General features: G+C 68.4%; 17 protein-coding genes and 3 pseudogenes. 8 read left to right on the forward strand and 12 right to left on the reverse strand.

The features are described 5' to 3' along the window. Nucleotides 1-257 (forward strand): annotated as a pseudogene (locus ACH4F2_RS09420) (hypothetical protein); the annotation flags it as partial. A gap of 413 nt (nucleotides 258-670) precedes the next feature. Here the strand turns inward: ACH4F2_RS09420 and ACH4F2_RS09425 are convergent. From ACH4F2_RS09425 to ACH4F2_RS09465, 9 genes and pseudogenes are all read right to left on the reverse strand, one after another. Next, nucleotides 671-763, reverse strand: a pseudogene (locus tag ACH4F2_RS09425) (IS5/IS1182 family transposase); the annotation flags it as partial. Nucleotides 764-1,044: 281 nt separating this feature from the next. Further along, nucleotides 1,045-1,254, reverse strand: a complete 210-nt coding sequence (locus ACH4F2_RS09430) for a transposase (RefSeq protein ID WP_398132105.1) — start codon at nucleotides 1,252-1,254, stop codon at nucleotides 1,045-1,047. A gap of 163 nt (nucleotides 1,255-1,417) precedes the next feature. After that, nucleotides 1,418-2,455, reverse strand: coding sequence for a beta-ketoacyl-ACP synthase III (locus ACH4F2_RS09435; protein ID WP_398132106.1), 1,038 nt, complete (start codon nucleotides 2,453-2,455; stop codon nucleotides 1,418-1,420). 213 nt (nucleotides 2,456-2,668) lie between these two features. After that, complete coding sequence (locus tag ACH4F2_RS09440) at nucleotides 2,669-4,195, reverse strand: wax ester/triacylglycerol synthase domain-containing protein (RefSeq protein ID WP_398132107.1); 1,527 nt, start codon at nucleotides 4,193-4,195, stop codon at nucleotides 2,669-2,671. A gap of 388 nt (nucleotides 4,196-4,583) precedes the next feature. Next, complete coding sequence (locus tag ACH4F2_RS09445) at nucleotides 4,584-6,170, reverse strand: prenyltransferase/squalene oxidase repeat-containing protein (RefSeq protein WP_398132108.1); 1,587 nt, start codon at nucleotides 6,168-6,170, stop codon at nucleotides 4,584-4,586. Nucleotides 6,171-6,242: 72 nt separating this feature from the next. Beyond that, the gene (locus ACH4F2_RS09450) at nucleotides 6,243-7,103 is read right to left on the reverse strand and encodes a hypothetical protein (protein WP_398132109.1); all 861 of its coding nucleotides are present in this window, start codon (nucleotides 7,101-7,103) and stop codon (nucleotides 6,243-6,245) included. A gap of 104 nt (nucleotides 7,104-7,207) precedes the next feature. Further along, nucleotides 7,208-7,591, reverse strand: coding sequence for a hypothetical protein (locus ACH4F2_RS09455; RefSeq protein WP_398132110.1), 384 nt, complete (start codon nucleotides 7,589-7,591; stop codon nucleotides 7,208-7,210). A gap of 516 nt (nucleotides 7,592-8,107) precedes the next feature. Next, a pseudogene (locus ACH4F2_RS09460) lies at nucleotides 8,108-8,271 on the reverse strand (IS5/IS1182 family transposase); the annotation flags it as partial. A 61-nt stretch (nucleotides 8,272-8,332) separates the two neighbouring features. Next, entirely contained in the window at nucleotides 8,333-9,184 is an 852-nt protein-coding gene (locus ACH4F2_RS09465; protein WP_398132111.1) for an SDR family oxidoreductase, read from the reverse strand. 102 nt (nucleotides 9,185-9,286) lie between these two features. On the opposite strand from ACH4F2_RS09465, the gene ACH4F2_RS09470 reads away from it, so the two are divergent. The 4 genes from ACH4F2_RS09470 to ACH4F2_RS09485 all read left to right on the forward strand — a co-directional run bounded on the left by ACH4F2_RS09470 (nucleotide 9,287) and on the right by ACH4F2_RS09485 (nucleotide 11,131). Beyond that, nucleotides 9,287-9,862, forward strand: coding sequence for a TetR/AcrR family transcriptional regulator (locus ACH4F2_RS09470; protein ID WP_398132112.1), 576 nt, complete (start codon nucleotides 9,287-9,289; stop codon nucleotides 9,860-9,862). Between the two features lie 198 nt (nucleotides 9,863-10,060). After that, nucleotides 10,061-10,405, forward strand: a complete 345-nt coding sequence (locus tag ACH4F2_RS09475; protein WP_398132113.1) for a hypothetical protein — start codon at nucleotides 10,061-10,063, stop codon at nucleotides 10,403-10,405. Between the two features lie 155 nt (nucleotides 10,406-10,560). After that, on the forward strand, nucleotides 10,561-10,917 hold the full coding sequence (locus ACH4F2_RS09480) for a hypothetical protein (protein ID WP_398132114.1): 357 nt from the start codon (nucleotides 10,561-10,563) through the stop codon (nucleotides 10,915-10,917). Nucleotides 10,918-10,927: 10 nt separating this feature from the next. Beyond that, nucleotides 10,928-11,131 carry a histidine kinase gene (locus ACH4F2_RS09485; protein WP_398132115.1) on the forward strand — a complete coding sequence of 68 codons (204 nt, stop codon included), beginning with the start codon at nucleotides 10,928-10,930 and terminating at the stop codon, nucleotides 11,129-11,131. On the opposite strand, the gene ACH4F2_RS09490 is transcribed toward ACH4F2_RS09485, so the two are convergent. The 3 genes from ACH4F2_RS09490 to ACH4F2_RS09500 form a co-directional block, all read right to left on the reverse strand. Next, nucleotides 11,128-11,880, reverse strand: coding sequence for a DUF899 family protein (locus ACH4F2_RS09490; protein ID WP_398132116.1), 753 nt, complete (start codon nucleotides 11,878-11,880; stop codon nucleotides 11,128-11,130). The two genes, ACH4F2_RS09485 and ACH4F2_RS09490, sit on opposite strands and share 4 nt — an antisense overlap. A 360-nt stretch (nucleotides 11,881-12,240) precedes the next feature. Further along, complete coding sequence (locus ACH4F2_RS09495; RefSeq protein WP_398132352.1) at nucleotides 12,241-13,425, reverse strand: IS701 family transposase; 1,185 nt, start codon at nucleotides 13,423-13,425, stop codon at nucleotides 12,241-12,243. 871 nt (nucleotides 13,426-14,296) lie between these two features. After that, nucleotides 14,297-14,746 carry a MarR family winged helix-turn-helix transcriptional regulator gene (locus ACH4F2_RS09500; RefSeq protein ID WP_398132117.1) on the reverse strand — a complete coding sequence of 150 codons (450 nt, stop codon included), beginning with the start codon at nucleotides 14,744-14,746 and terminating at the stop codon, nucleotides 14,297-14,299. A 124-nt stretch (nucleotides 14,747-14,870) separates the two neighbouring features. Between ACH4F2_RS09500 and ACH4F2_RS09505 the strand changes: the two genes are divergently transcribed. From ACH4F2_RS09505 to ACH4F2_RS09515, 3 genes are read left to right on the forward strand one after another with little or no spacing between them, the layout of a single operon-like run. Then, a complete protein-coding gene (locus ACH4F2_RS09505) occupies nucleotides 14,871-15,707 on the forward strand; it encodes an SDR family NAD(P)-dependent oxidoreductase (protein WP_398132118.1) in 837 nt (278 codons plus the stop codon). A 34-nt stretch (nucleotides 15,708-15,741) separates the two neighbouring features. After that, nucleotides 15,742-16,221, forward strand: coding sequence for a hypothetical protein (locus tag ACH4F2_RS09510; RefSeq protein WP_398132119.1), 480 nt, complete (start codon nucleotides 15,742-15,744; stop codon nucleotides 16,219-16,221). After that, nucleotides 16,218-17,558 carry an NADH:flavin oxidoreductase/NADH oxidase family protein gene (locus ACH4F2_RS09515; RefSeq protein ID WP_398132120.1) on the forward strand — a complete coding sequence of 447 codons (1,341 nt, stop codon included), beginning with the start codon at nucleotides 16,218-16,220 and terminating at the stop codon, nucleotides 17,556-17,558. The genes ACH4F2_RS09510 and ACH4F2_RS09515 overlap by 4 nt, the downstream gene beginning before the upstream one ends. The last annotated feature ends 58 nt before the right edge of the window (nucleotides 17,559-17,616 follow it).

The following is a 17,616-nucleotide window of genomic DNA, read 5'->3' on the forward strand; positions in this document are numbered from 1 at the left end:
AAGTGCTTTCGGACACCCTCGGGACGGAGATCACCTGCACGGACCAGGGGGCCGACTTCCTGGCCGAGGCCGCCCGGCAGATCCCCCAGCACGGCGCCGGCCTCTACCTCGAGAGCGCAGTCCAGAAAATGCGTCTGGCCGCGTCCGGGAATCTGCCCTTCGAATTGCGGGAACACGACGACGTCCAGACCGTCCTCGGGCGTCCCGGCCTCACCGTCGCCCAGTGGGCGAAGGAGAACCTTCTCGCGCAGCTCTGACACTCCCGTCCGGTTCCGCGATCATGTGGCTGGACCCGGTCGAGAGCGGGTACGGCGACCGCGTGATCATCGGGGGATATGTGGACTCCTGAAGATCGTGCGGTGGCCGCAGGCCAGAGCCTGGACCCTGCCCGCTGTCGGGCGATGTTCGACCAGGTCATGGCCCGGATCACGGGCCGGTTCGGGCGGGTAGAACCCCGGACCACCGCCCGCGCCTATCTGGTCGGGCTGCTGTCGCGTGTGGCGCGGAAAACTGCTGGCAGCTGGCCGAACAAGCCGGACTCGCCCGGCCCGGCCCGATGCAACGGCTACTGCGCCGAACTCGCTGGGACGCCGACGCCGTCCGCGACGACCTGCGCGCCTACGCCGCCGAACACATCGACACCGACGGCGCCGCCCTCGTCGTCGATGAGACGGGCTTCCAGCGGCAGTCCCGCCGCGTCAACCACGGCGTGGACCTTGCTGCTCAGCCCGCCACTGGACCTGCCGAGCCCGGCCGCCTTCGCCCGTGCCCGGCGACGGCGCCGCGCCGCGGACCGCTCCCGGTCCTCCTTCCGGGCCGCCCGCACCGGGCACGGACGGCGGCCCATCACCCGCAGGACCGGTCCCTGTTCCGGCAGCGGAACCCCCGTTTCCTCGGTCACTGCCTGTTCGGGAGCGTCCGGGGTCTCCCCGGCGACCGCCAGCCATGCCGATTCGTGATGAGCCCGTACGACCGTGGACTCCACACTGACCAGTCTGAGCCCGACCAGCCCGCGCGCAGCGGCCTCGGCGATCAGACCGTCCATCAGCGCCTGGAACACCCCGGGCCTTCGACCCGGGCTCTCAACCGCGAGTACACCGTGGACCAGGGCCCGTAGCGCTCCGGGACATCACGCCGGCCACTGCCGGTGCGAAATCTCCACAGCACACCGTTGAACTGATCCCGCACCCGCCGAAGGCAGCGGACCCGTCGCCGCCACCGGCAGACATCCCTCGAGCAACTCCCACTCAGCATCCGTCACATCGAAACGCGCCACATACGAGTACTACCAGCCCAGACCGGCCGACCACCGCGCCTCGAAAAGACCCGAACTTCAAACAGCACCTGGCGAAGGCCAGGAACTGAGCATCGGTCGAACTAAAGCAACGAACCCGCTACGGGTGAGTGCAATGTGCGCTCAGACAAGAGCCTGGAGGCCGATGGGCCACCGCAGAGTGGTGGCCGCCCAGGTGAAACCTGCCCCGAAGGAGGTTACGACGACTCGTTGCCTGGCTTTCAGCTGTCCGTCGACCGCAGCGTGACTGAGCAGCAGTGGAATGGAAGCCGCAGAAGTGTTGCCGACTCGGGCGATGTTGGACGGTACGCGCTCGGCCGGGATTCCCAGGCCGTTGGCTACGGCTGCGCTGATGCGCGCGTTTGCTTGGTGGACGATCAGCCTGTCGATGTCCTGGACGGCCCATCCTGCTGCGGTGGCTGCCTGGTGAGTCACCTGAGTGATGCGGTGCACCGCGTGACGGAACACCTCGTTCCCTTTCATGTGTACGTAGAGTTTCTCCAGGTCGGCAGTGGTACGTGAAGGGCTGCGGGAACCGCCGCCGGGGATGATGATGGCGTCTGCGTGCCCGCCGTCGCTGCCCCATGCGGCTGGTCCGAGGGCTCCGGGTTCGTCGGCGTCTGCGGCTGTGAGTACGACCGCGCCCGCTCCGTCGCCGAAGATCGGCGCGGTGGATCGGTCGGCGGGGTCGATGACGGCCGACATCTTCTCCGCTCCGACGACCAGAACGGTGCCGGCGGTCTTCGCGTGGATGAGTGCCGTTGCGACAGTCAGTGCGTAGACGAAGCCCGAGCAGCCGGCGCCGAGGTCGAACGCGGGTACTTGGGGAAGGCCGATCTGGTGGGCCACCACGGGGGCGGTGCCAGGCACGTGATGGTCCGGAGTGGCGGTGGCCAGGATGACGGCGTCAACGTGTTCCACTTCCGCTGATTTCATTGCACGGAGGCCCGCCTCAGTGGCCAGGTCGCTGGTAGCCGTAGCCGTGTCGGCGATGTGTCGCTCGGCAATGCCGATACGGGTGCGGATCCATTCATCTGTCGTGTCCAGGCGTGACACGAGGTCGGCGTTGCTTACCTTCCCTGAGGGCAGGTAGGACCCCAGGCCGATCAGCCGCGCGGCAGGCGCCGACGACGGAGATGCGGCTTTACGTGCAAAGATCACGGTTTGTCTTCTCTGTACTTGCTCGTTGGCAACACGGTAAGTGAAGGGTCTGCGTTCGGGACTGCGGTCTGATCGGCTGCCCGTGGTGACCCCTCTGTCGCCGACATGCTGCCGCTGAGGCCGGTAACGGCCGGCGCTGCTGACTGAGGAGCCGGGGCGCGACTACGCCTCGGGCACCGTGTGCGGCCGATCTGTCTGGGGGTGGAGCCCCCGCTATTGCGGGCTCTCGCGGCAGGGGGATGATGACGCCCGTTGAGCTACGAGGCTGACCAGCTCCTCCATGGTGGTCGGCTTCGCGAGCTCGTGCTCGGTGATCACGACGCCCAGGCGCTCTTCGAGAATCATGGACAGCTCGGTCACCGCCAGGGAGTCGATTCCGGCCTCCTCCTTCGTCGCCTGACGCGTGATCGATTCAGCCGGCAGGTTCCCCTGGTGGACCAGGATGCCTTTGATGAAGTCAAAATCGACGACTGCCGCGGTATCACGGGCAGCGGCAGGTACGGGGAGCGTCACGCCGGCGTGGGGAAGTTGCTCCGCTCGGATGCCCGCCTGCGGGTCGTCGTCCGAGCGTGGGAGGGCACCCACGGCGTCGCGGAACAGCCAAGGCAGCCGGTCCAGGCCGGGGAGGCCGGCATCGGTGACGAAGCAGACGCTGGTGGTTCCGTTGTAGCTGCAGGCCACGATCGACGCCGGCTGATGCCGGGGGAGCCAGGTGAAGGGCTGGAGGCGGGTGACGGGGTCCTGTTTGTAGCGCAACGGCCGGTGGATGGCGACGTAGGACGTGCTGATGGAGGCTCGGTCGAGTGTGGTCAGCCGGGTCGCCAGAGCATGGAAGGCACGCGCGGGGACGAGGTCCATCACCGAACGCATGGCCTTGTGGCGGGCCGGGTCTTTCGTGGTGCGGGTGGCGGCGATGACGTGGTCGAGGCGGCCTTCAGCTGTCGGCTCGTGGCAGGGCAGCGGCGCGGAGGCGAAAGTGAAGTAGTTTCCCGGCCTGTCGTGTTCCTCGGCACGGCGCAGGTTGATCATCTTGATCGCTGGGAGCGGCCTGGCGGCGCCCTTGGGCCACGATTGTGCTGCCCAGGTGCGCAAGGCTCCGCTGAGGGCGGCAAGGAAGCCGTCGTTCGTGTCGCCGCCGCGGGCGGTGGCGGTATTCCGCAGCCGCTGAGTGGGGACATCCGCCCAGGTGATGTCGCGGCGACCGGTCAGAGGTCGCTCGGCATCGTTCCAAACGTTGTTGCTTGCGCTTGCCGTGAGCATGTCGCGCACAGTGCTCAGGTAGGCTCCGACGCCTACCCGAAGCGCTGGGTGCTTCACGGGCGCGGGTGCGCTGCCGAACAGAGCGGTCAGGGTACCGATCAAGCCCAAGCCGTCCTGAGTACTGTGGTGCGCTCGTAGGCAGATGGAATAACGCTCCGGGGCGTACCCGGCCAGCAGCCAGATGTCCCACGGCGGGCCCTCAGCGGGCAATGGGTGCGCGACGAGGCCGGTCAGGGCTGTGTCGATGTGCTGGGTGCCTGAGGGCAGGCGCTGTTCGCGGACCCGGTGGTTCAGGTCAGGGGCGGGGTCGTGGTGCCAGCGGGCTTTCAGTCCGCGACCGCGGAGGTAATGGGTCAGGCGTGGTTGGGATTTCAGGTGGGAGCCGACATGGGCGCGGAGTTCGCTGAGGGGCGGCGTGGTTCCTTCCAGGTGGAGGACCACCCCGATGGCCTGGGAGATCGAGGGGTAGACCTGGGCCATGTCGTGCATGGTCAGGTCCATGGGCGTGGGACGCAGGGGCACGGTCACTGGACGCTCCGCGGTGGTGGGTTGGTGAGAGACAGGGGTCAGGCAGCTGTAGGCCGGAAATGCGGCAGGGGGTGTCCCGAGTGTCGAGGGCGGCGGACGTAGGCGCGCCCGGCTCGGACGAGGTGGTCACAGGCAGCGCTCCGCTCGGTCCCTTCCCGGCGGTCGGCAGCAGCTCGGTCGAGGTGGCTCGGGGAGTTGTCACACCTGTGCACGTGAGTCCCGGCTACGGCCGTGGGCCAGACGATGCCCTCTGCACCTCCCGTCAGCAGGCATACCTGCCTCAGCCAGGCAAGAGGAGGCAGGTTGAGTGAAAGTCTCATGGGGCTGCCCTCTGGGCGTGTTAGGTACTGCTGTGCTGGCGATCCGGCACAGCAAAGGATGATGGCCGGATGCGCGGGGTGAGGTGGCCCAGGGCGAGCAGAGTGAACACGTCGGTCAGCAGCGGGACGTGATACGGGAAAGGACGCGGCCCGAGCATGTCGGGAGTGGAGACGATGCTGCCGTCGGGACGCTGCTGCGTGAGCAGGTAGTCCGCGGTGCGCGCCGCGGGAGCAGGATCGGGCTGTGTGGCCAGGATGATCAGGGCGTAGGCGGTGCTGATGGCATCGCTCGAGGCACCGTGACTCTGTCCGAAGCCGCCGTCCGAGTTCTGCGCGGCTCGCACCAGGCCGGCGATCCGACCGCTCATATCTTGGACGGCCACACCGGACTGCCGGTGGTGGGTGGCGAGGTAGGCCCGGAAAAGGGTGTGCAGGCGACTACTGCTCCAGCCGGGGGGAAAGGAGCCGTCAGGCATCTGGCGGTCGGCGAGAAAGCGCAGCGCAGGCTGGATGAGGTGATGGTGGCGGCGGCCTTGGGTGCTGAGCGCGTTGATCGCGGCGGCGGTCATGCACGCCTCGGAGGGAGTGCCCGCTCCATAGGTGGGGAATCCGCCGTCGGCGCCGCGGACCGCGACCAGAGCGTCCAGGGCACGCTCAATCGGGCCGCGGTAGGTGACCGGGTCCAGCTGGTGCAGGAATTCGACTGCGACGCTGGTGCAGTCCGTGTCGGAGAGCTCAACGTGGTCGGTGTAGGACCAGCCGCCGTTCGCGTGCTGAACATGCACAAGGTGCCGGGCGATGCGGTAGAGCACCTCACGCGGTGCCCCAGCACTGCCCAGGGCCAGGCCCGCGACGACGGTGCACCACGTGTCAGTGTCCGTGACGAAGGGCAGGCCGCCGTCCTCCCGCTGGTGCCTGAGGGCGGTACTCAGGCCGGCATGGACGACGCTCTCCATACCGGGGACGTCCACCAGGGCATGCAGGACTGACAGGTGAATGAAGAGGTTTCCCTCCCACACCGTTCCCGGACGCTGGGTGGATGCCAGCAGAGCGACATCGTCTGCGCCGGCCGGGCCTCTGCCTGCCGCCCGGTCCAGGATCGCGTTCACAGCGACGGCCTGCACCGCGGCCCAGGGATGCAGCGCGCTCACGTCGACGGCATGGGCAGCCACGTCGGCATGGTCGGTAGCCGCGCCCAGCATGGTGAAGATGGCGTGGACCAGGGCGCGTTTGCGTGGTCCGGTGAAGTCCGGTACCCGGCTGACAATGTCCTCGAGGGCCTGGCGGCGCACCGGCTGCCTGGTGCCCCGGCCCAGGGCAGCGGCGGCTGCGGTCGCGTCAATGAGGACTTCGCTGTTCTGCTGGCGCTCCAGGTAGCGCACGAGGCGAGTACGAGCCTCGTGGTGACAAGATCCGCACCGCTTTACCAGCGCCAGGGCGAGCGCGGATTCGAGGACCCGGCTGCGGCAGGTGTCGCGCACGGCACCGTCCGCTCCCACCCGGTTCAGCACGTGCGTCAGAAGACGCGTGCGTCCGGCAGGCAGCGCTGCTGGGAAGTACGACGACAGCCAGGCCGCTGGGAACTGCTCGGTGGCAGAGGGTCTCATCGGTGGACCAGTCCTTGGAGAGCACGGAGAACGCGGTGGAAGTGGATCGACAGGGCGGGTGAACGAGGTCGGTCACACCCGCCGGGGCGCCCAGCGGGTGTCGAAGCGATGGGTTACGCCAAGCCAGTGCAGCGTCGCGGCGACAAAGGAACCGAGTGCCGCAACGTAGCGCCGCACTTCCTCCCGCTCGGATCCGGGAAGGGCCATCGCCGTCAGCGAGGCGGCCAGGGCATGGAAATCCCTGACTCGGTCATCGCGCATTGCCGTGACCTGCTCGCGTGCCGAGGACAGGGAGCAGCCGCGCTCACAGCTCAGCACGGTCACCAGGTTGTCGTGGTCCTCCCGCACGTCGTCCTCGGCCGAGACCAGGTCATTGGTCCAGCCGGCCACATCAGCCACGGCCTGCCGCATGGCCTTCATGAGGTCCTCCCCCATGGGCAGCCCGGGCCAGGGCGCGCCAGCGGTGCACTCCAGGATGTCCGCCATAGGCAAAGCCGTGATCGTCCTGCGACGCCGCAGCACGTAGTCGCTGAGCCCCACCACGACCCCTTCGATGCGTCCGGCGGCCTCTGCCTGCGTGGCCAGGGCGAAGTCGCGGTAGTCGGCAACGAACCGCTCCTGCCACTGGATGGACATCCGCGGAGCCGTACGCCGCCACAGATCATCCAGGGCCTGCTCGACCCCGCCGCCTGACCTCGCACGGCCACCGGTGATCACGTCCAGCAGCCGTGCGAACAGCGACGCGACCTCCTCCGGCCGGACATCGGCCCGGCTGCGGTCGAACCGGTCATCGACCAGGCAGATGAACGCCGCCCACTGGGCTGTCAGTTCCAGATCGGCGTCGCTCACCCCCGGCGTGGCCAGTTCAGCAAGCTCCCCCAGGCGCATAGCAAGCAGACGCCTCTCTTCAAAAGCGTCAACCACCAGACTCACGTCCCGCGCCCATGCCAGCACCGCAGCGCCCGCCCTATCAGCCCGGACCTCACCCAGCAGGCCAGGACTGACAAGGGCAGCACCCGTCTCCGCCCACATCCGGCTCATCCCAGCGCCGGGACCACATCGACACGGCCCGCCAACGTGGCCAGGCTGTTCCCGGTGGGAACCGGCGACGCGCCGAACGCTCGGGAGAACACCGCCGCACCGTCCGGCTTGAGCACCGTGTCGAACGGCCCGCCCTCGACCGAGCCCGGCGAGTTCACGGAGGGCATAGCGACCGTGATCTTCGTCATGTCGAGTTCGTACGTGGCGAGATCGACCGGCTGCGCAGCTTCATCTCCGACCGTCGCATCAACCAGCATCGACCGCCGCGCCAAGTCACCGCGCGCCCCGGTGAAGCTCAGACTGCGCCCGTCCGAGGCCCTGGTGAAGGTCATGCCGCCGCCCGCCGTCCAGGAGCCCTCGGTCAGGTCGAGACTGATCATGCCCTTCATCGGCCACTGCACGCACGGGGTCGGCCCTGAAGAGTCGAGCACTGCCGGAGCAGCAGCCGCCATCACAACTCCGTCAGCCGCCAGGTGCTGAGCCGCCGCTGAAGACAAGCACCACGTGACCGTCCCCGCGGCAGGCATCACGGGTCCCGCAGCCACAGCCGCAGACACGCCGATGGCCGACAGGGGAATCAGAGCAGCCGCAATCACCGCACGACGTCGCATGAGCAAGCCTTCCGTTGGACGGCTGCCAGAATTGCCTAGAGGACCCCCGACACCGGGCGAATGAACGTTTTCGCACCCGGAGTTCACCTGAAGGCGTGAGACAGCTGCCCGCTCCAGCTGCGTGGCCACGCGGACCCGCACGTCGGTTCACCTCATCGGCGGACCTCGCGTACCGGTTCCCTCTCAACCACTTTCATGCGTTCGCTCGTTGGCACATCCCTGCCGGTGAGTCGCCATCTTCCCGCGTTGTTCTCCTCACGGCCGGTCGGGCCAGAAGGAAGATGTCTGGTCGAAGCAGCCGAGCTTCCGCCAGCGGGCGTTGCGTGCGCGGCGGTGCTCATAGAGCAGCCAGGCAACGTGTTCGACGGGCTCATGCAGGACGCCGAGCGTGGCAGGATACGGAACCAACAGGGCCCTTCGGTCGCCGGTGTGCTGAGTGGAATCACCACGCCGACGACGAGGGGCCCTGCCTCGTCACCACACCCTCCGACACCACAGGATGAAAGAGGTTCAGTGGGTGAAGGCAACAGATTCAGCGAGGTCCTTCTGGGTTTCGAGCGTGGTGAGACGTTCGGTGAGCGCCGCGTGGATTGCGCTGTAGGTGTCGGAGCCGAGAGCCAGGCGCAGGGGCGGGCTCGGGTGGCGGGTTGTGTCGTAGATGGCGGCGGCGAGCTTGGCCGGGTCACCGGTGAAGACGTTCTCGTCTGCGGATTCCAGGTAGCGCCGGGTCCGGCCGACGGCATTGTCGCAGTAGACGGTCGTTTCGGTGGTGTACTGCAGGGCCGAAGCGAAGCCGGTACGGGTGGCGCCGGGCTCGACCAGAGTGAGGTGGATGTTGAAGTCGGAGACCTCGCGGCTGACGCTCTCGGTGAAGCCCTCCAGCCCCCACTTGCCCGCGTGATAGGAGCTGTGAGTGGGGATGCCCACCTGGCCGCCCACACTGGAGATCTGGATGATCCGGCCTCCGCCCTGCTCACGCATCGGCTGCAGGAAGGCACGGGTGATCATCATCGGCGCGAGCAGGAGAACCTCGATCTGGTCGCGAATCTGCTCGACGGTCATTTCCTCGGCGGCGCCCACAACCGCGTATCCGGCATTGTTGACCACAATGTCCACAGGCCCGGACCGGAGAGTCCTGCCGATCACCTTGTCCACATCGGCCGGCCGCGTGAGGTCGAGGATCTCGACAGTCAACCAGTCGCCGTGTGTCTCACGCAGGTCTTCCAGAGCTGCGGGGCGGCGGACCGTCGCCGTGACGCGGTCGCCGTTCCGGAGGGCATGCTCGGTGAGATGGCGGCCTAATCCACCGGAGGCTCCGGTGACGAACCAGTGACGTGAGGCCTTGTCGGAGGGAGCGGGCATGGGAGTCTCCTGGAGTAGTGTGATACCGGAAAACATTCCGTTTGAGAGTTAAGCGGAACGGGTTCCGGAAAGCAACTGGAGACCGACCCCGAAGGAAACCGCGTGCCCGCCACACCCCGCCGCCCCAGGAGTGACGCGCTGCAGAACCGGGAGCGCCTGCTGGAGGTCGCCACGCAAGCCTTCGCCGAGCAGGGGCTGGACACCGCGCCTGCAGCCATCGCCAAGCAGGCCGGCGTCGGTGTCGGCACGCTCTACCGGCACTTCCCGACTCGGGAAATCCTCATCGACGCCGCCTACCGGCGCCAACTCACCCGTGTGTGCGACAAGGTGAACGACCTCCTCGCCCAGCACCTGGCTGCCGAGGCCACCCGGATATGGATGGAACACTTCATCCACTACGCCACGGCAAAGAGCGGAATGTCCGAAGCCCTCAACGCGGTCATCGCCTCCGGCATCGATCCATACTCCGACAGCCGTGCACTCCTTACCGACGCCGTCGCCACCCTCCTCGCGGCCGGCGCCCAAGACGGAAGCCTGCGAACCGACGTTACCCCCGACAATGTCCTACTCCTCATGGGCGGCATCGCCTATTCCGTGCAGCACGGCACCAAGGAGCAAGCCCGCCCGCTCGTCGACCTCTTCATGGACGCGCTGACCAAGGACTCGACTGCGAGCTGAGCCCGAGCTCCCGGACCGGCACGCCAACGCGAGCGCATCGACGGTCAATTCCTCCTGCGGGAGGCCGGGATCGACCCGGCGCCCGAGCGGACCTCCAGCGCGTGGGCCGACTTTCTGCGCTCCCAGGCCGACGCCCTGCTGGCCTGCGACTTCTTCGAGACGGTCACTTTGACCGGGGCACGACTGTACGTGTTCGCCGTGATCGAGCACGCCAGCCGACGAATCCGGACCTCGGGCGCGACCGCGCACCCGACGGCCTTGTGGGTGGCACAGGCCACGTGGAATCTCGTCATGGACCTGGAAGATGTCAACTGCCGGGCGCCGTTCCTGATCCGGGACCGGGACGGGGAGTTCCCCGCCCTGTTCGACGCGGTCCTCGCCAATGTGGGGGTCGAGGTCGCGCTCAGCGGTGTCCGGATGCCGCGGATGAATGCATCCATGGAACGCTGGGTGCAGACCTGTAGGTGCGAGCTGTGGGACCGGACCTTCATCTGGGATCAGCGGCATCTGCTCCACCCCCTGCGGGGATCCGAGCGTTTCTGACGGAGCGGTTTGTGGGCATTTGACCGTACCTTGTCTTGAAGGACGCTCATCAGCGGTTACTTCGAAAGGCACTGCCCGGTGGGGCCACAGGCGATACTCGTCCTGTGGACTGGTTGGATCGAGCTCGGGCGGCGGAACAGCTTCAAGATTGGGACGTGGCGATCGCGCTGGTAAGCGCCCACGCCGAATGCTTCTCCGACGATCCAGACATGCACGACAACCATCTGTGGCACATGGATCTGCTGGCCCGAGCGGAACGGATCCCAGAGCTTACGGAGCGCGCCCTCACGGATAACCACGCACGTCGAAGACTCAACAGATCGCTTCGAGAGCGGGGTATGGAGGCGGCGCTGCGTGACCGCGCCGAAGACGGCGACCGTGGCGCCCTGTACGTCCTTGTTCGACTGATGTGCGAGACGGGTCGGGTGCTGGAAGCCCAGAAGGTAGTTCAAGACATCGACCCCGAGGACCAGTACGCACGCCAGGTTGTGGCCAGACACTGCCGGGCATAGGTGTCCGGCTATGGCTTTCTCTCGAAGTGTCCGCGCCGGACAGCAGCTGCCGGCCGCCCGCGCAGCGGAGGGCACCACCATCGCACGCGAGTTGCGCGACCTCGTGGCCCACCACGTCTCCTCCATGGTGCTGCGCGTCGGTGTCGCCCGGCATGTCATCGCCGGCACCGGCGCCACCGACCCTCGGATCACCGACGTCCTCGACGACAACTAGGTCAGCTCGTCGGAGCGGCCGGCTTCGATGCGGGACCACTGGGCGATGGGGCGCCCGTTCGTACGCCACTCCTCGGGGTTCTCGGCGGAGTACCAGGGCTGGGGCCAGCCGCGGGGGGAGTCCTCCCACGCCTCCTGGCGTCCGTAGACGGTCATGTCCAAAAGCCCGTGGGTGGGCGCCATCACCTCGACGCCGCGACCGCCGGTGTAGTACGTCTCGAACATCCTCTTGCCGTCGCGGACGTAGCAGACGAGGTGGTGACGCTGCCAGTCACGACCCTCCAAGAGCTGCGGCGCCGTCTTCTCGACCGAATACCACGGCATGCCCAGGCCCAGGAAGTCTCGGTAGCGGACGCTCTCTTGGTAGGGGCCCTTGCAGAGTGTGGCGTACGTGGCGTCGCGGGAGTGGATGTAGGACAGCTCGCGGACTTGACTGTTGAAGAACGTGCAACCCTCGCACTGCCCGGCGGCGGGTCGTCCGGGCCACCAGGCGTGGAAATACGCGATGAGCTGCTTGCGGCCTTCGAAGACGTCGAGGATCGTGATCGGCCCGTCAGGGCCGATGACCTCGATGGTGGCATCGACCTCCACCATCGGCAGCCGCCGCCGCGCCGCCGCGATCGCGTCTCCTTCACGGGTATGCGCTTTCTCCCGTGCGAGCAGAGCTTCCCGCGACTCCTGGTAGGTCTCTCTGTCGACCACAGGCGGGAGGGCCGGGCTCGGTAATTGATCGTTCACGAGCGTCTCCATTGGCTTCTGGGAGGATGCCGAAAGGTCACCTGGAACCACAATGCCTACCAGGCTGCCCCGCACTCCCGGGCGCCACGCAGTAGCCCTGCGGCGGCTCGCTCATTCGGTCCAGCGGCCGGGCCCCAACGACGTGCACGCGATCAGGCCTCGCCACCGGGGCGGCGAGGCCGCAGGAGTGACCCCGCCCCGGACCCTAGTACTGCAACGGTCTTTGGCGTGACGGGTGGGCAGCTTCTGGTGGTGTGTGTCCGCGTCGTTTGTAGTGGCTGACGCGAGCTTGGTGTTGTCGGTGCCGGCGCCAGTGTGACCAGTGCAGGACGTGTTCGATGGGTGCGGGAAGGCGGTGGGTGAGGCGGTGGATCAGGCGTCGTAGTTCGGGGAGGGTGAGGGGTATGAGCTGGGAGGATCCGTTTCTGCTTTGTCGGTGTCGAGCGCGCGGGCCCGCAGGACGGTGAGGCAGGCGTGGGCGGCCATGGCGAGGGTGATGTGACGGTGCCAGCCGGGGTAGCGGCGGACCTGATAGTCGTCCAGGCCGCACTCCTGCTTGGCGGTTTGGAAGCATTCCTCGACGGCCCAGCGGCTGCCGGCGACGCGGATCAGTTCGTCGAGAGTGGTTTCCGCGGGGCAGTAGGCGATGTAGTAGGAGATCTCTTGGGGTCGGCTGACACTGCGGCGGGCGATCACCCAGTGCCGGCGGTCTTCGCGGTGCCAGGGCCGGACTTCGACCCTCGCCCAGTCATAGATCCGTGGTCCGTGGGCTCCGTTGCCGCAGGAACGGCGCTTCCATTTCTGCCGTGGCAGGCCGGGGAAGAGGTCATGGACAGGGTGGTCCATGGCCCAGCGGGTAACGACAGTGTCATGTCGGGTGGTGGCCATGACGTGGAAGACATCGGCCCGCTCGAGCTCGGTCCGCCAGCCTTTGGAGAAGCCGTAGGCTGCGTCCGCGGTAACCCACCGGAACGGGATCTTGTCGATGACCGCCCGGCGGACCATCGCTTTGGCGGTGACCACTTTCGTCTCGAAGGCGACCGCGTCGTCAATGCCTGCGGCTCGGCATCGTTCCCGTTCATCGGTCCATGACGTGGGCAGATACAGGCGGCGGTCGATCAGCGTGCGCCAACGGGCGCTGGCATAGGCGAGGAAGACGCCGACCTGGCAATTCTCCGTGCGCCCCGCCGTCCCGGAGTACTGCCGTTGGACCCCGGCCGAGCGGGCCCCCTTCTTCAGGAAGCCCGTGTCGTCCACGATCAGCACGGCTTCCGGGTCACCGAGGTGTTCGACGACGTAATCACGCACGTCGCCGAGGACTTCGTCAGGGTCCCAGTCGCACCGGTTCAGCAGCCGGTGCATGCGGTCGGGAGCCGCGTGGCCGGCTTCCTCAGCCAGCGTCCAGCCGTTCTTCCGTTCCAGCGGGGCTATCAGGCCCCGCATATATGCCAGTGCTGACTCACGCGGCTCGGACCGGGCAAACCGGTGCATGAAACGCTCATGCACCTCGCCCAGACCCGCCGCCCACTTCCTCACATCACCGAGGTCCCCACCCATATCCAGCCCAACGACCAACCTGGCCACCAGTCACGCCAAAGACCGTTGCAGTACTAGGGCTAGGCAGAGCGCACCACACAGGGCCGCAGAGCCCGCGTTCGGGTTCCGTCCCGTGTCTCCGAGTTGCGTGCCGGGCTGGTGGACGGACGAGGCGACGCGGATCGTCGCCACCTGGCGGCCTCCTGCTTACGGCTCGGGTCGGAACGAGCCCGCGGCGATGATCTCTTCGCCTTCAGCGTCGGGGGCGGACCTGACGTAGAAGTCGTCGAGTGACGACGGGCTGACCGCCAACGCGTGGCGTCCTCCCGCCGGTTCCGTACCTCGAGACGCCGCAGCTGCTCCTCGCGCGGAACGGGGAAATGCAGCAGCCGCCACCGGCTCCCGGCGGGCTCGACGAGCTTCTTCCACCAATCCGCGCGGGGCGCAACCACCGACCATGGTCGGCGACGACTTCCCGGCCGGCGGCGATGAGAGCGACGAGGCGCTCTCATCGCCGCAACCACGGGCGCCTCCAGCGCGAAGTACTCCCGCTCGGGGTAATCGACACCGCACCGGCCGTACCGGGCGTGAACGTGAACCTCCTCGTCGACCGAGATCCGTATCGCCCGGCCGGGACGAGGCGACGTTTCAGGGCCACGTACCGCCCGCGGCGCGCCCGTGCCAGATACACGCGGCCCATGCCACGGCGCCCAGGCGGTACAGCCGACGGTATCCGCCGATCTGCCGCAGGTCCTCGTCGGTCAACGACCACATGGCGTATCCGGCCTCCGATCCTGAACCGCCAAGCCCGGCCGGCTGAGGCTACTCGGGCGGACGGGTCCTGCCGAGGAAGCCTCGCTCGGCAACGTGTGGCCTGGCCGCGCGCCGCCCCTCAGCCCGCGTCCGTGGCGGCGTCGAGTGCCTTCCCCAGGAGCTGCGTCAGCTGGCGCATCTCCTGAGGGCTGAGCCCGGCGAACGGGGTGGTGGCAAGCGTGTGGTCGACCACCTCGGCCCTTACGCGCCGCCCCTTCTCCGTGAGGACCACGACGCGGGACCGGCGGTCGGCGGGATCGACGGACCGCTCGACGAGGCCGCGGTCGACGAGCTGGTTGACGACGAAGCTGAGGTTGGGCGCGTTGCAGAACAGCCGTTTGCTCATCTCCTTCATCGACGGCGGCGGCTCGTCCGGGTCGATCGTCCAGAGCGCCTGGGCCGTCGCGTGGGTCAGGCCGAGCTCGGCCAGTACGGGCGCGAGCCGGTCGCTGGTCCGCATGAAGATCTCGTGGTTCGCGATCACCGCTGCTTCGAGCGCTTCGAGTGCCACGCTGGCGCTTCGGGTCATGACCTCATCGTAGTGGCCTTCTACTTCGAGACTCGAAGTGTTACGTTCGGTTGGAGATTAATTCGAGCCTCGAAGTATCCGCTTACGGGCCGCTCATCTCCCGTCGGACAGAAAGCAGTCCCCCATGCACGACTACACCGGCACCACGGCCCTGGTCACGGGCGCCTCGAAGGGACTGGGCGCGGCCTACGCGCGTGAACTTGCCCGCAGAGGCGCACACCTCGTCCTCCTCGCCCGCTCCTCCGACGCACTGCACGAGCTTGCCGGACGGATACGGGAGGAACGCCCCGTACAGCACCCCGTGCGCGTCGAGGTGATCGCCGCTGACCTCTCCGAACGGGACGCCCCGCGGACGGTGGCCGACGAACTCGCGGCACGCGGGCTGAGCGTGGACCTGCTGGTCAACAACGCCGGGATGGGATCGGTCGGGCCGTTCCTCGACCGCCCCCTGGAGCCCAACGTGCGGTCGGTCGACGTGAACGTCACCGCGCTGATCGGCCTGACGCACGTCCTGGGCGCCGAGATGCTGGCACGCGGACACGGCGGCATCATCAACGTCGCCTCCACGGCCGCCTTCCAGCCCATGCCGTATCAGGCAAGTTACGCCGCCACCAAGGCATTCGTGCTCTCGTTCAGCGAGGCGCTGGCGGAGGAGTTGCGGGGCACCGGCGTACGGGTGATGGCGGCACACCCGGGCGCCACCGACACAGGGTTCTTCGACGGGACGACCGCGACCATGCACCCGAACGTCGCGGACTCCCCGAAGGGCGTGGCGGCACGGACGCTGGACGACTTCGCGCGCGGGCGGTCCGTCTCCTACCCCGGACGTGGCTTCGGCAGCCGCCCCACGACCTGGGTGCCGCGCCTGCTGCCGCGAGGCGCGGTCACGCGAGTCACAGGCGAGCTCAACCGGAAACTCGGCTTCGACGACGTCCGCGACGTGGACGCGGCAGCGTCGTAACGGGGAACGGGGAGCGACGACGGTACCCGAGGTGGTGTCGATTTCGGCATCGCGCAGCCGACTCCGCCACGTCTGGCTCGGGTGGGGCGCACAGACGGCGTTCCTGACCGTCATCTGCTACGACGCGGACGTCCCAGCGCTCAACCGCATCGACGCCGACACCGTGCTCGTACCGGGAGGCGACGGGCCCGGAGTCGGGCGCACGCACATGTGGATGGCCGGGCTGCGCGCGATCGATAACGGCTACGCGCTGGTCCGGCAGAACTTCAACGGCCAGTCCACCGCGTACGACTCGTACGGGCGGACGCTCCCCGCTCAGGACACGACGAACGAATCGGGCGTCTGGTACACGCAGGTCCCGAGCTTTGGCACCGGCTCGCTCCATCGCCACACCGGCGACCTGCTCGGCCGGCTCGCCCTCGCGGGCACGGCGACGGCGAGCGGCCTCGCGGCGGGGTGGTTCCCTCGCGGACGGCGCGCGCCCCGGACACCCACCCCAGAGAGGGAACGATGACCGCACTCGGAGAACCACTGGAACTGCGTCACGGCGTGCCGCTGACGAACCGGCTCGCGAAGGCCGCGATGGAGGAACTGCTCGCCGCACCCGGGCAGCTCCCCGGAGACCAACTCGTCACCCTCTACCGGCGGCTGGCCGCCGGTGGCGCCGGACTGCTGATCACCGGGCACGTGATGATCGACCGCAGAGCGGTCGCGCAGCCAGGGGACGTCGTACTGGAGGCGGGCACGCCGCTGGAACCGTTCCAGCGGTGGGCCTTTGCCGGGCAGTCGGCGGGCGGGCGGATCTGGATGCAGATCAACCACCCCGGGCGCGTCATCCCGAAGGATCTCACCGATGTCACCTGGGCACCGTCCGCGGTGCCGATCGACATCGGCGGGCTCTCCGGCATGTTCCCGACGCCGCGCGCGATGACCGCCGACGAGATCGGCGGGACGGTGGAACGCTTCGCGGTGACGGCGGAGTTGGCGCGGCGCAGCGGCTTCGACGGCGTCCAGATCCACGCCGCGCACGGCTACCTCCTGTCCCAGTTCCTGTCTCCCCTGGCGAACCGGCGCGATGACCGCTGGGGCGGCGGTCTGCCCGACCGCGCACGGCTGCTGCTGGCGGTCGTGGGCGCCGTACGCGGGCGCGTCGGCGCGGACTTCACCGTCGCCGTGAAGCTCAACTCCGCGGACTTCCAACGCGGCGGCTTCGACACCGACGACGCACGGGACGTCATCAAGATGCTCGCCGACGCCGGGACCGACCTGGTCGAACTGTCCGGCGGCAGCATCGAGAGCCTGGCCACCGCGGGCGCCCCCGCGGACGGGCGCACCCTCGCCCGCGAGGCGTACTTCCTCGCACTCGCCGAACAACTCGTCGCCACCTCGCCGGTGCCCCTGATGCTGACCGGCGGCATCCGCCGCCGGGCCGTCGCCCAACGGGTCCTCGGCTCGGGAGTCGCCGTCGCCGGAATGGCCACGGCTCTCGCCCTCGACCCGGACCTGCCGAGGCGGTGGCTCGCGGAGGGCGGGGCGGGGGACGGCGTGCGGGGCGGAGCGGGGGGTGGCGTGCGAGCGGACGTACGGGCCGACGCCACGCAGGGCGACGTCCGGGCGAGCACACAGCCCGGCCTGCGGGACGAGGCGGGGGTTGAGCCGCCCCGGACGCGTCTCCGCGGGAAGGCGCTGGCCGCCGCGGCCGTGCAGGCCGCCACGTCGCGGCGGCTCGCGCGACTCGGCGCGGGCAAACGGCCCCGGCCCCCGTATCCGCCGTTCCTGGCGCTCCTCGTCGAACGGGTCGTCCGCGCGCGACGCCGCCGCGCGTATCTGCGCTGGCGCGAGGGCGGTTGAGACGGCAAGCGACCTGACGCCGTCTCCCCAAGCGGACCGGCGCACCGCCAAGTGGTCG

The organism is Streptomyces sp. NPDC017890 (genome assembly GCF_044328675.1).
In the GTDB taxonomy this organism is placed as follows: domain Bacteria; phylum Actinomycetota; class Actinomycetes; order Streptomycetales; family Streptomycetaceae; genus Streptomyces.